Genomic DNA, 14,167 nt, shown 5'->3' with positions numbered 1-14,167 from the left:
AATGCTTAAAAATATTACCAATTTTAAAAAATTAATTGAAGAATATAAAATTGAAATTCCTATTATACAGAGAGATTATGCGCAAGGAAGAATTGAGGCTAGTGTTATCAGGGATAAATTTTTAGACAATATTCTTGCACACTTGAACAACAATAAAGAAATGCGTTTAGATTTTATTTATGGAAGTGTTAAAAATGATGTTTTTTTGCCGCTTGATGGGCAACAAAGACTGACTACTATTTTTTTACTTTATTGGTACTTCGGAAAAAAGGAAGATAAAGAAATAGATTTTTTAAAAAAATTTACTTATGAAACTAGAGCTAGTTCAAGAGAGTTTTGTCAAAAATTAATACAAGAAGAATTTAATACTTTTGAAGATGGTGATAAATTATCTGAAAAAATTAAAAACAGCAGTTGGTTTTTATATTTTTGGGATAATGATCCTACTATTAAATCTATGCTAGCAATGATAGATGATATACATAAAAAATTTAACAACGAAGAATTCTTTGATAAATTAGAATTACTTAAATTTCATTTTATTAAACTAGAGAATTTTAATTTAGATGATGATTTGTATATAAAAATGAATGCTAGAGGTAAAAAATTAACAGATTTTGAAATTTTTAAAGCAGAATTTGAAAAATTTCTAATTAGCAATAAGAAAAATCTCTTCAAAGAATATTTTATAAAAAATATTGATGGCGAGTGGACAGATTTGTTTTGGAGATTAGGCTTTAAAAATAAGCACCATTTGATAGATGATGCTTTTATGAATTTTTTTTATTTTATCAGTGAAATGCTTCATGTAAAAAATAAAGAAAAAACAACAGTTATTGATTTTGAAAATATGAAAAAAAACATTAGTAAGTTGATTGAAAATGTGTATTTTGATGATGAAAATATTGATTTCTTCTTTAAAGCTATTAAATACTTAGAAAATATAGCTAATTTTAACAAGGAAAACCTTTCGGTTAATTTTGAAAAAAATAAATTAGCTTTATTTGATAAATATCCAGATTTATTAATAAAAGTAATTAATAATGATAAGGGTAATCTGATTAATTTACAGCAAAAAATATTATTATTCATCATTATTAGTAATTTTGTAGAAAATGAAAGTAATATTAATGTTGTAAATTTATTAGATAAACTTAGAATTGTAAGAAATTTAATTCAGAGAATTAGAGCTTTAAAGCAAGGTAAAATAGATTATACTGCTACTTTATCTTATGAAAAATTACATTATATATTAAATATGTCTTTAGTTAATGCAAAAGAAAATATATATACCTATCTAATCAATAATGAAGTAAAATTAACAAATACAGATATAAGCAAAGATTCATTAGATCAAGAAGTATATAAAGCAAAATATATACAAAATGACAATAATTTAAAATACACCATTCAACAATTAGAAGATTATAAATATATTTGTGGAGATCTATCTTTCTTTTTGTTTGAAGATAAAGAATTGTTAAAATTTACAAGTGATAATATTGATGAAATTTTTAATAGTCAAACTCATTTAATTATTAGGTCTTTGCTAACTATAGATGACTATGTAAAATATATTGGTTTTGCTGGCTCTGGTTTAAAATATTACTTTGGTGTTGATGATAAATGGGAAATTTTATTAACCAAGAATAATCAAAATGATATGGAAGATTGCATAGACTACCTTAACTTATTTTATCAGTTCTTTAAAAAATATAAATCTATTAAGGATGAGTTTTTAGATTATGATTCAAATGAAATATTAGAGCAGTTAGTTTCGGATTATCTCAATAACAAAAGTAATATAAACTATACCAGTTGGGTTTATTATTTCATTAAATATGGAGATAAAATATTTAACAATACAGAAAAAAGGGAAAAAAATTATTTTGTTTGGTATGATGAAGAAAATTTTAATATAGATAAGATGTATGGTGAAACAATGGGTAGCAAATATGTAAATACTTATGTAAAAATATTATCTGAAATAAGTAATATCCATTTGATAGAAGATGAACAAAGATCTGAATATATTAAAATTGCTGATAAAATAGAAATAATATCATGTAATAAAAATGGGTGGCTTTTAAAATTGAATGATAAATTTATTATAGAAAATATAAATAGTGATTTTGTTTTAGAAAAAGAAGATGAAGATGGAGTTTATATTTTAAAACACAATAAATCACAAGATGTTATTGAAATGACACAAGAATTAATTAATACTATCCAAGATAACTAGTTTAACCTAGTTATCTTGCTTTTAAAAGAGAAATAAAATCCACTTTTAAGTCCTCTAGCTTTTTGTATCTATTTTCCTTGTCTTCACCAATTCCTTTTTTTAAAAAATCACAATTTGCTTTTTTTACATTCTCTTTACCTGTAGCTATAAAATACAAGACTTGAGTTAACGCATAAAGCTCATCTTCAATGTTATACTCATTAAAACCTTTAATTTTCAAAGTAGAAAAATCATTTAAACTCCCTTTTATTTCCGTATCAATACTTATTGAATCGCTATTAATTTCTTTTGCTAATCCAAAATCAGAAATTTTTATCACAGGATAAATATTATCATATAACTTCAGTAAGATATTATTAAAACTAATGTCTCTATGTAATATATTATTATTCCATAGAATTTCAATTCCTCTGAGCACTTGACAACCTAAGGAAATTCTTTCATTGTTTGAAAGCTTTTGGTTATAATTTTTTATATAATTTTCTAAAGTGAAATCAGCATACTCCATAATATATTCCTTCTTTTTTCACCCATAGAATATACTTTTAGAATATAAGGATTGTTAACACTTCTCATTATTTCATACTCTTTAATAAATCTAATAAATTCTTTATTGTTGGTAGCCTTATTTAGTCTCTTTAGTGCAAAATGACATTGATAAAAATCATCGTAATATTTATACACATTAGCATAATATCCACTACCAATAGGAGTTAAAGTGCAACTTCTGAGTATGTTTGGAATATTTATTTTATTTGACAAAATAAAAATAGATATTTTTTCATAAATAGTTATTTTTTTCATTCCTAAAGGAATCTCACTACCTCCACTATTTTCTAGAAAATCTAAGCACTGTTTAAAAATATTGTAATAATATTTATCTATCTCAAAAGATAACTCACTGTTTTTAAATTCTTTCTGTAAGTGCAAAGCTAACTCTATATTGGTTTTTAACTTTTTACTATAGTCGGACAAATAATGTTTATTGCTTTTTTCGGTAGATGGAAGACGTTCGTTCATTTTTTTAAAACACTCTATGATGTTATTATGTAAAGATGAAAAAACCAATTGAAGGTGTTTGTTTGTAGTGCAAGAATACAATTCTAAATAAGAATTAGATAATGTTTGTTGAAGTTCGTTAAGTGCATTAGTTAAATTATTTTCTAATATTCTATCTATATTTAAAACTCTTTTACCTATAAAAAATAAAACTATTGATTAATAAAATCTATGCAAAATAAATTATAACACAAAACAAGCTCATAAATCGATTTTAATTATTTAATGCTAGGTTGATATTACTTTATAGTAGATTTTTGATTTTAAGCTTATTTTTGTTTATATTTGGCGGTATTTAATTGCAATAAAATCTTTATAATATTTTCAAAGTCTTTAACATCTTCATTTAATAAAGCACATTTATTGCTTAATATGGCATATTTATAAGCATTGATAATATCTAAATCAGGATATTTTTCTTGTAAGCTTTTTATTTTACTTGATTGCTTTACTCTAGCAAGTTTTGATTTATAGAGATTTTTATATTTATCATAAAGCGAAGAGCTAATGCCAATTAAAGCACCTTCATTTTTAGTTTCTTTAAAGATTCTTAAGACGAATTTGATACAGCCATTTTTTCTGTTAATGCGTCTTGTATCATAAGGATTTTTTAAAGAATATTTAGTGCAATTTACTACCCAAGTGTGAATTATTTTTTCTAATCTATCACTTTTGTATTGTGTAGGAGTTTCATCTAGTTTTATCTCATCTTTAGGATTATCAGCAGATACAGTTTTTTTGAAAAATATATTTTTAAACACAGAATAACTTGCCTTTTTTAACAAAAATTTATAATATTTTATCATACAAAAATTACAAAATCATAACATTTTCATTTTTTAAAAAAACACAGCAAATCTCAAAAAAATCTCAAAAAAATCTCAAAAAAACACTAAAGGTAACGAAAACATATAATATATACTTACGAAGTAATGTATAGGTGTACGATTATTTTTTACAAAAATGACAAATTTTATAAATATCTATAAAAAATACACCAAAAATTTATCAAAATATACGAAATATATACTTTTTAAGCTAAAGGTAACGAAAATGGCATATCTGCTTAGCATGGTGTAGTGATTATTTTAAAAATTAGAGTATTTTATACGAAATATATACTTTTTTATATTAAAGGTAACGAAAACGGCATATCTGCTTAGCATGGAGTAGTGATTGTTTTAAAATGGGCTATTTTTTGATAAATTTTAACCTATAAAACTCCAAAAATAAAGCTTTAAAATACAGCTTAAAATTTCCATTTTACTAAACTTTTTATCAAAACAAAAAAAGTAAGATTTTTTGAAAAAATTAGCTTGTATTTTTTTGGATATTTTTTTATAACTTTAATAAAATGAAGATATATTTTAAGAAAAAATGAGAGTATTTTTAAGCTAGCGATCCAACTAAAATAAATTTCATTTTTATAAAAAATAAAAAAGATAAAATTAGATTAATTTTTATTTTAATATCAATCATGATCACCTCCTTGTAATTTAATAAAATATAAAAAGGATCATAGCTTAAGCTAATCGCTAGCTTAAAAATACTAAGTAATATAATTTTATAATAATTTTAAATTAAAATAATTTTTTCATATTTTTGATAAAAAGATTAAGATGTATATAAAATAATATTTGCTTAATCCTAAAAGCAAAAAAACCGAAAAAGCCGAGAAACCATTGTTTTACCAATACTAATAATTATAAAATTTCATATGTTTTAATGGTTTAACTAATTTTAAGCATTATGAATAAAATAAATAAATTATAATGTATTTAGTTTATACTGTCTTCTTTTAATAAAAAAAAGAAATAGAGAATGAATTAGCAATTGAATATAAAAAAGTAAAATGTATTTTTTATTTTATTCTTTTTTTAAATATTTTTATAAAAGTCAATTTCTTTTTTTAGATTATAATGATAAATTATATTATTTTAATATGGAGTATTAAAAATTAATTTTTGAGAAAAAAACCGCTACCAAAACCGCTCCCTGAGTTTTTTAAAAATTTTAGAAAACACTTTGAAAAGTAATGGTGCCCGAGGTCAGCTACTAAAAAATTTCATTTGATATCTATTTTTAGATATATTTTATTCTATTAGTAACCCACTGAGTAACCCATTACCTTACAATTCAATATATGCACAGCAACGGTTTCTTTTAATCCGATTAAAGTCAATATTAGTATATTTTTTATATTTCCGATTAAAATTAATACGATGTCGACTAATGCTCCGATTAAAAGCCATATGTTTAATAAGAGCAATAGCTTTTATTTGGTTGTTTATTGCGGAGAAAAGATATAAATACTTTTTGCTATTTAGTATCTTAGTAAGAGCAAATAACATTCCAAACTTATGTATTTTTTATTTTTGTGTGAAATTATGATAAAATACAAAATATAAGGAACTTCACTTATTTTTTTGCTTTAATTTGATAAGAGTAGAAAAATGTTTAAAAATGAAATAATTAATAATGCTGTACCTGCAAAGATTTTTATAAATAATCTTGGATTATATGATAATTTTCATAGAAATGTTAATGATATTAAAAGTGGTTTTAAAGTTAAAAGAGTTGGTGGAAATTTCTTTATTTTGCTACCTGAATGGTTTGTGAAGATAATTGAAGCTGGTTATAGTTGTTATGCTATTAAGGCTTATGATGATTTTGAATATGAATTTAAAGTATCGCTTACAAAGAAAACCGAAATAGGTTTTTATAAAAGATGAATACGTATAAATTTTGCAAATGCGGAAAGAAGATACTCTCGCATTTGAGTAAGTGTTCTGAGTGTAAGATAACAACTGTTAGAAATCAAAATAAACACTATGATGCTTTCAAAAGAGATAGAGATAGCTCTAGTTTTTATCATAGTGTAGAGTGGAAGAAATTACGTTCTAGTTTTATTAATGACAATCCATTTTGTTTTAAATGTGGAAGATTTGCAAAAATTGTTGATCATGTTATCCCTATAAGACAAGGTGGAGAAAAACTAAATGTAACAAATTTGCAAAGCTTATGTATGACTTGTCACAATAAAAAAACCAAAGAAGAATTAAAAGGGGTAGGGGGTTAAATCTCTATAAAATCGATATTCTGGTCACCGACCGGCTAGTCGCGAAAAAATGCGAGCTATTTTTTTTATTGCGTGTGTAATTGACTAACTAATTAACCAATAAATACCAAGTTTCAAATATGAATAATTAGGGCTTGTGCTTTAATTTCTTTTGCATGTTTTCCTTATATTTAACGCCCAATTAACTAATACGCACTTTAACGCCTTATGTTTTGTATAAAATCACTAAAAAGAAAGGTGTTAATGCAAAAAGAATTTTTAAGTTGTGATGAGGTTTTGCAAATACTAAATATTAATTCTAAAGAGTATTTGAGTAGATATTTAAAGAAAAATGGAGTTAAGGTTTTAAGAGGAAAAGCTAAACCTTACTCAAAAGAAGAAATACTAAAGTTAGCTAAAAGAAGACAAGATGATAATCACCATAACTCAAAGCAAAATGAAATAGCACTTTTTATAGATGAAAGTATTATAAAAGAAAAACCAAAAAACAAGCAAATTGCTAAAGACAAAGAAATAAGTGAAATTAGCTTAAATTTTCAAATAATAGAGCAAGAATTGGCTCAAAAAGTAAAAAACGACTTAATTAATTTAGGAATTTATGATGATCTTGAAGATGATATTATTAAAGTATATGCTAAAAATCTTATTTTACTAGAATGCTCAAGCAAAGAGGTAGAGAAAAAAGGTTTTTGCACTACAAGTGATAAAGGAGTGCAGATTATCACTCCCGAGCTAGTTGCTTTTAACTCTCTAACTAAAAATGTAATAGGCTTGGCTAAAATTTTAGGCATAGGCGCTCCAAGTAGAACAAGAGTAAATCCAAAAGAGAAAAAAGAAAGCTCTCCTTTTGATGTTTTATTGGAGAAAGAAGATGAATGATATCAAGTTAAGATCTAGAGAAGATATTTTAAATTATGCTAAAAAATATATCAAAATAAAAAACGAAGAATTTCAAAATTCTCCATTTTATATAGATGAAAAAATAGCCTTAAACGCAGTTGTTTTTGTATCTTTATTAAAACATACCGATGGAGAATTAGCAGGAAAGCCATTTGCTCTTTTAAATTTTCAAATAGAGTTTATAATAGACATTATTGCTACATATTCAAAAGAAAAAAATGCTAGGAGGTATTCTTATGCATTATTATTTATTCCGCGAAAAAACGGCAAAACAGAGCTTATAGGAGCTATTTTGCTTTACTTTCTTTTTGTGGATAAAGAAAAAGGAAAGAAAATATATTGTGCTGCAAATGAAACTGAACAAGCAAAGTTAGTTTTTAATGCAGCTTCATCTATGATAAGTCAAGAAAAGCATTTGAATGATATGTGCTATCAATATAAGACTTATAGGGAAATTCGTAAAAAAAATACAAAGTTTGAAGATTTTATAAAGGTTTTGACAGCTACTAGTGAAACTAAAGATGGATTAAGACCTTATGTTTTTATTTACGATGAGCTTCATGCTGCAAAAGATGGAAAATTATACAAGGTCTTAGAAGAAGGAACGGCAAGTCGTTCTAATTCTCTTTGTATAGTAATATCGACAGCAGGTTATAACCAAAATTCAGAGATGAAAAAACAATATGATTATTGTAAAAAGGTTGCTTGTGGTATTATAAATGATCCTTCTACATACTCTAAAATTTACGAACCAAATGAAGATGATGATTGGCATGATGAAAAAGTGTGGGCTAAAGTAAATCCTGCTTTAGGGTATGGAGTTAAGATAGAAAAATTAAGAGAATATTTTGAAAAAGCAAAATCAAATGCAAACGATGAGGTTAGTTTTAAGACAAAGCATTTAAACATATGGACTTCAAATGCTGGTGCTTTTGTAAAAGATGATGATTTTATGAAGTGTAATCTTGGAAAAATAAATTTAACTTCTGATGTTTTTATGGGAATAGATCTTTCAGCTACGACAGATTTGACTGCACTAGCTATAATCTGTGAAATTGATAAAATTTTACATGTTGATTTTAAATTTTATGCACCTAGACTGTGCGCTGAGCAAAGAAGTAGAAGAGATAAGGTTCCATATTTAGAATGGGCTAGGCTTGGATATCTGACTTTAACACCAGGTAATAGTGTAGATTATGACATATTGATAGAAGATATTATTTGTTTTAGTAAAACACTTAATATCAAAATGATAGGTTATGATCCTTGGAATAGTACTGAAGTAGCCAAAAAACTTAGTGAAGAAAACTTAGAATGCGTACAAATTAGACAAGGTTTTGCAAGTATAAGCGAACCGCTAAAAGAGTATCAAATAAGAGTATTAAAACAAACTATAAACCACAATGCAAATCCTATTTTTAGATGGTGTAATAATAATTTGGTAATAGATAAAGATGCAAGAGAAAATATAAAACCTGATAAGAAAAAATCAAGTGAAAGAATAGATGCAATTTCAGCTTTAGTAACTGCCATAGCGACTAAAAATACCTTTGCAAAACCTCAAGAAAGTGTTTATGAAAAACGGGGTATTAGGAGCTTGTAAGCATTAGGAAAGCCATAAGCTCTCCTTTCTAAAAACTAGCAAAAGCATTATAACCTTCTTTTTAGAAGCTAGCTAATTAAATTTTATTTTAAAAGGAATTTGTCATGAACACTATAAACAAATTTCTAAAAACTAGCACACAAACTAAACCTACACAAACTAAATTAAAAGCTGCATTTGCTTGGGTAGGTGGTAAAAACTATTTAGCTAAAGAAATCATTGCTTTAATGCCAGAGCATAAAACTTATATAGAAGTTTTTGGCGGAGCTTTGAGCGTTTTTTATCAAAAAAACCCATCAAAAATAGAAGTTATTAATGATATAAATAACGAGCTTATTAATCTACATCTTTGTATTAGAAATAAACCACAAAGCTTAGCAAATGTGCTTAATTCTATGTTAGTGAGTAGAAAGATATTTGCAATGATAAAAAATAAAGAATTAAAACCAAGGAATGATATAGAAAGAGCTGCTTTTTATTTTTATCTCATTAGTACTTCTTTTGGATCAAACATGGGTCAATTTGCTATGAGCAAACAAAGAGCGCCAAAAAGATTGCTTAGAGATTTTAGCTTACATACGCAAAGGCTTAAACATGCTAGTATTGAGAATAAAAGCTTTGAATATATTTTAAAAGAATATGATTACAATGAAGCTTTGTTTTATTTAGATCCACCTTATGTGGGGACTGAAAATTATTATAAAAACACTAATGGTTTTGGAATAAAAGAGCATAAATTATTAAATGAGTTATTAAAAAACATCAAGGGCAAATTTATGCTTTCTTATAATGATTGTGAGCTTGTAAGAGAACTTTATAAAGATTTTAATTTTAAGGAGCTCAAAGTAAGATATTCTTTAAATAATAATATTTTAAAAAGAAAAGAAAGCAAGGAGGTTTTAATAATGAACTTTTAAGGAGTTTTACTCCTTAAAATTCACAAAAAGTGCTTTTTAATTCATATTTTTGTTTTTTATCATTGTATTGAACTACAAATTTTCTACCGATTATATATCTTTCAAATAAAGGCACTTGTATAATGGTTTTATCTTCATTTATTTCAAGTATTTTTGCAATAGAATAAGAATATATTCCCATATTATAAATAGTCATAAGCTCTAAGATATTATCTCTTGCTAGATAATCTTTTTCTTTTAAAAGTCTTTTATACAAAATTTTAAATTCATCCTCTAAATCCTGCATAATTTTTTCTTTTAATTCTTCATCAGTATAGTTTTTAATCTCTTTCATTTTTTTCTCCTTTTGTTGATTAAGCACACAATAGCTTGGCTTAGCTTATTGTGTGCTGTTAGATCTTAGAAAGCTCTCCAACTACCACACCAACTAATAAAAAATCTCCATTTTTATAAAATATGTCTTTATATAAAGGGTTTAAAGAGTGTAAAATCACTCCATTATCTTGTTTTAAAACTTGTTTGATAAAAAGCCCATCTTTAGTATTGACTACACAAATGCTTCTGTTTTTAAAAGTTTTATTTCTATTTATTACACAAATACTTTTATCTTTAATAATTGGCTCCATACTCTCACCATAGCAAGTAATAAGCTCACAATCTTTTGTTTTAAAAAAATCTAATATCTTTTGATCTATTAATATGTTTTCAAAATCTAAAATATCATTAATACCACCTCCACCTAAACTAGCATTGGTTTTATATAGTTTTAAAATTTTATATTTGTATTCACATTCTAATTGATCTTTTGGAGAGCTTCCATAAAAGAAGTAATTAATACTAATATTTCTTTTTTCTAAGAAATTTAAAATATGTGCATAAGGAATGGAGTTTCTAAATTTCATAGAATTAAAAGTGTCTGGATGGATACCTAATTCTTTAGCTATATCTTTTGTTTTTAATTCGCACTTACCTTCACTTGCAAGTATGTCTTTTAACTTCTCAATTACTTCTTGCATTTGCATGATCAATCCTTTTATTTTAATTTAAAAGAATTTAACAAAAAATTGCAAAAAGCAATGAAAAGATTTTATTTTGAAAGATTAATTTTTAAGTCAAACTTAAAAAGTTTGTAAATAAAAATATGCTTAATTTTGTGTTAGAAATTAAAGTCAAAGAATAAAGCTTTAACTTTTAAAATTGACTAAATTAAAAATTTAATATATCATTTCAATGAAATTTAATTATATATCAAAGGATTTTTAATGAAAATATTAAAAAATAAATATTTTATCCTATTTCTATGGACTATCGGGTTTTTTATAGCAATATATTTATGTTTTATATATGTTGATGATTTAGAAAGTAGAATTAAAGCTATTGTATCTGTTGTTTCTGCTTATGTAATTTCAAGCTCATTGGCACTAAATGCTTATTCTATTTTTGAAAAAACAAGAGTGGATAAATTTAATTCAACAATGCAGTTATTATCCAAATGGGATGAAAAACATTTTATAAAGGCAAGAGATTATACAAGAAAGCAACAAAATATAAAAAAAGAAAAAGGAGATAAAGCAATATTAAAAAAGATTAGAAAGAATTCAAAACTACAAAGATCAATTATAATGATGATGAATTATTTTGAAACACTTCAAACTTCTATTGAAAATAATAGGTTAGATGAAGATATTATAATGGAACATTTTGCATATATGATAAAAGATATTTTGGAAAGATATGATTGTTATTTAAATAGCAATGATTTCAAAAAAAATAATCCTTTGGGGTTACAAAAACTTCTGAAATTAAGAAATAGATGTATTATCTATACGCAAAAACACAACTCATACTTAATTAAAAATTAATATAGTTATATTTATAAGTCTAAAATAAATATAGCTATGTATTCCTATAAAAGTTAATATACCGCTCTTTATATTTATCTTTTAAAAAAATATTACAATTGGCAAAAGTTATTATCAAAGTTAAAAAATAAAAATAATTTTTAAATAAATTGAAGTAATCTTAGTCTATTGCAAGCTTGCAAAAACTTACTAAATGTTTAAGTTTTCTATGTAGCTATCCTCCAAACCTCAAAGTTATAGATAGTTACATACTATTCTTGTATAAAAAGTGGTTAAACTATGATTATATAGTGTTTTATATGGATAGTTACATGGTTAAAAAACATAAGAATACTTTAAGTAAAAATGTAACTATCCTAGAGAGTAAAAAACACTTTTGGGATATAAAATTTAAAATCAAAGCTCGTATTCATCTATCTTTTAAACAGTATTTAATCACTTTTTTGGGATAAAAGGGACATTTTGGGATGTTTGGTGTTTTGAATTGAGAAAGATGAAAATGTATTTCTATAAGCTTCAAAACTCTATTATTTAATGTTTTTGATAAAAACATTTATGATAGTTACTTATTCTTTTTATAATACTCCTTATAAAAAATTGCAAAAAAGCAATGAAAAGATTTTATTTTGAAAGCTAGTGATTATTTTCTATTAGTAACTTTCTTAATACGTTATTTTGTGAATTTATATATTCTAAAACAACACTTTTTTTTATTTTATTTTCATCTAAATCTAAAAAATCTAAATAAGCTTGAAATAAATTATTATTTAAATCATCATCAAATTTATGACTTGCAACCATATTCATAGAAAAATGATTAAAAAATTTCCTACAAAAATTGTTATTATTTTTAAATAGCTGTACTAATTCTTCTTTTTTAAAAAAATTATATTGCTTGATCGCTTCGGGATAAAAACTACTTTCTATGTTCTCATAGCTATTAATAAAAGCATTAATACTTTCATACTTGCTTGTTTTATATTTTTCTTTGGTATCTTCATAACAACGCTTCCATTTTTCATCTTTTAATAATTTTAAAAAATCTTTATCTGATTTATAATCATCGCGAAAATCAAATTCTAATTCTTCCATAACAAGAGCTTCTATATAGTGCTGATTGATTTTTTCTTCTATGTTGCTTAATTTTTTCTTTGTAATTTGTGTGTAAGTTGAAAGTAAGTTTTGATAAAAACCATAAGGATAGTGTGTCATTCCATTTTTTGAATAAAAATCTATTTTTAGGAGTGAATTTTCAATATCTTTTACAAATTGTTTATCACTTAAATTACCTACCAAATATTCTATCTTGCAGTTTTGAAGTTTATAATAAAGATCAATTTTTAAAGTTTGATAAAAATCGCGTCTTAGTTGGTATTTTTCTTCTTTACTTAAATAAAACATATTTTTTAGGTATTTTTCGTAAAGATGGTAGCTTGAAGATAAATCATTTTCTTCTATTTTAATAGAAAGATATTTTTTAGTTTTAGATATTAATGATTTATAACTTAATTTTAGAGCATCTGAAAATGTTTTTTTATTTTCATACTTGCAAAACAATAAAAAACAATGCTTGTTAAAATAATCTATGTGTTCTAATACGTGATATAATAATCTTAGATTTCCATTGCATTGTTCTTTATATCTTTCGAAAATAATATTTTCAATAATATTTCTTATCTCATCTGTAATTTTAGTATATTTATTTATTCTATCTTTTATGATTGCCTTTGCTACTTCATCATTGTTTTTTATCGTTATTTCACAATCAATAACCTTTTCTTTGTATATTTGATACCAGTTTTTACTATTATATTGTTTGACTTGTCCTTCTTTAGCTTTTTGATACCAACTATTAAAATCTTGTTCAGTCTCTTCTTCTTTATTATTTTCAGTCAAATTATCATCTTGTTCTTTTAGTTCTTTCTCGTGAAAAATAACAACAACATTACATTCTTTTTCTTCTTTAAGTAAATTTACAAGTCCTAAAATTTCTTTCAAAGATAGATTATCAGATCTTCTTTCTATGTTGTCAAAACACACAATAATATTATTAAAATCATCTTTTTTAGCAAAAGAAAAAATAGCATTAGGTTCTATTTTTATAAACTCATAACTTGCTTTTTCTATAAGCTTGCTTACAATATTGGAAGCTTTTTCTGTAATAGAATTATAAGTTCCATATAATTTAAAAACTATCTCTTCTAATATTTGCTTATAACTTTCTTTACCAAAAAGATCTATATAAACAATCTTTTTATCTGCATTTATTTCAGAAAGTTTATTTTCAACTTGTTTCCATAAATAAGTTTTACCTATGCCCCAAGACCCATTTATAGCTAAACATTTTTTAGAGTTGTTATCTAAAAAATTTGCAATATTATCAATCTTATTCATTGTATATTCCTATAAAATATTTACCATATATTATCAAAATTATTTTTTATTTTTATACCAAATACGCATTCTAACGCCTCAAAGTTTTTTTAAAATACTTAAAAAAACGAG

At 24.3% G+C, this 14,167-nt stretch carries 11 protein-coding genes and 1 pseudogene; 7 read left to right on the top strand and 5 right to left on the bottom strand.

Annotated features, from left to right (window positions below; all coding sequences use genetic code 11):
- The first annotated feature begins 1 nt into the window (after position 1).
- The gene (locus tag CAMP5118_RS06640; RefSeq protein WP_263658004.1) at positions 2-2,242 is read left to right on the top strand and encodes a GmrSD restriction endonuclease domain-containing protein; all 2,241 of its coding nucleotides are present in this window, start codon (positions 2-4) and stop codon (positions 2,240-2,242) included.
- A gap of 10 nt (positions 2,243-2,252) precedes the next feature.
- Here CAMP5118_RS06640 and CAMP5118_RS06635 read toward each other — a convergent pair.
- Together CAMP5118_RS06635 and CAMP5118_RS06630 are read right to left on the bottom strand one after the other, a co-directional pair.
- Positions 2,253-3,046 (bottom strand): annotated as a pseudogene (locus CAMP5118_RS06635) (protein kinase family protein).
- A gap of 524 nt (positions 3,047-3,570) precedes the next feature.
- On the bottom strand, positions 3,571-4,062 hold the full coding sequence (locus CAMP5118_RS06630; protein ID WP_337216915.1) for a hypothetical protein: 492 nt from the start codon (positions 4,060-4,062) through the stop codon (positions 3,571-3,573).
- 1,692 nt (positions 4,063-5,754) lie between these two features.
- On the opposite strand from CAMP5118_RS06630, the gene CAMP5118_RS06625 reads away from it, so the two are divergent.
- From CAMP5118_RS06625 to CAMP5118_RS06605, 5 genes are all read left to right on the top strand, one after another.
- On the top strand, positions 5,755-6,033 hold the full coding sequence (locus tag CAMP5118_RS06625) for a hypothetical protein (protein ID WP_337216914.1): 279 nt from the start codon (positions 5,755-5,757) through the stop codon (positions 6,031-6,033).
- Positions 6,030-6,380: an HNH endonuclease gene (locus tag CAMP5118_RS06620; RefSeq protein WP_066006913.1), complete on the top strand. Its 351-nt coding sequence runs from the start codon at positions 6,030-6,032 to the stop codon at positions 6,378-6,380. Before CAMP5118_RS06625 ends, CAMP5118_RS06620 begins: the two co-directional genes overlap by 4 nt.
- Positions 6,381-6,623: 243 nt before the next feature.
- Positions 6,624-7,259 carry a P27 family phage terminase small subunit gene (locus tag CAMP5118_RS06615; RefSeq protein WP_337216913.1) on the top strand — a complete coding sequence of 212 codons (636 nt, stop codon included), beginning with the start codon at positions 6,624-6,626 and terminating at the stop codon, positions 7,257-7,259.
- On the top strand, positions 7,252-8,883 hold the full coding sequence (locus tag CAMP5118_RS06610) for a terminase large subunit (protein ID WP_012661576.1): 1,632 nt from the start codon (positions 7,252-7,254) through the stop codon (positions 8,881-8,883). The genes CAMP5118_RS06615 and CAMP5118_RS06610 overlap by 8 nt, the downstream gene beginning before the upstream one ends.
- Before the next feature lie 104 nt (positions 8,884-8,987).
- Entirely contained in the window at positions 8,988-9,800 is an 813-nt protein-coding gene (locus tag CAMP5118_RS06605) for a DNA adenine methylase (protein WP_337216912.1), read from the top strand.
- Between the two features lie 13 nt (positions 9,801-9,813).
- Here CAMP5118_RS06605 and CAMP5118_RS06600 read toward each other — a convergent pair whose 3' ends face one another.
- A complete protein-coding gene (locus CAMP5118_RS06600) occupies positions 9,814-10,134 on the bottom strand; it encodes a hypothetical protein (RefSeq protein WP_257395759.1) in 321 nt (106 codons plus the stop codon).
- Positions 10,135-10,192: 58 nt separating this feature from the next.
- Positions 10,193-10,822: a S24 family peptidase gene (locus CAMP5118_RS06595; RefSeq protein WP_337216911.1), complete on the bottom strand. Its 630-nt coding sequence runs from the start codon at positions 10,820-10,822 to the stop codon at positions 10,193-10,195.
- Positions 10,823-11,062: 240 nt separating this feature from the next.
- Between CAMP5118_RS06595 and CAMP5118_RS06590 the strand changes: the two genes are divergently transcribed.
- Positions 11,063-11,662, top strand: coding sequence for a DUF4760 domain-containing protein (locus CAMP5118_RS06590; protein ID WP_337216910.1), 600 nt, complete (start codon positions 11,063-11,065; stop codon positions 11,660-11,662).
- A 633-nt stretch (positions 11,663-12,295) separates the two neighbouring features.
- Here CAMP5118_RS06590 and CAMP5118_RS06585 read toward each other — a convergent pair.
- Positions 12,296-14,056 carry a P-loop NTPase fold protein gene (locus tag CAMP5118_RS06585; RefSeq protein ID WP_337216909.1) on the bottom strand — a complete coding sequence of 587 codons (1,761 nt, stop codon included), beginning with the start codon at positions 14,054-14,056 and terminating at the stop codon, positions 12,296-12,298.
- Positions 14,057-14,167: the final 111 nt, after the last annotated feature.

The organism is Campylobacter sp. LMG 7929, from assembly GCF_024723595.1.
In the GTDB taxonomy this organism is placed as follows: Bacteria; Campylobacterota; Campylobacteria; order Campylobacterales; family Campylobacteraceae; genus Campylobacter_D.
The sequence above is the reverse complement of the archived record's forward strand: the minus strand, read 5'-3'. Positions and strand labels throughout refer to the sequence as shown.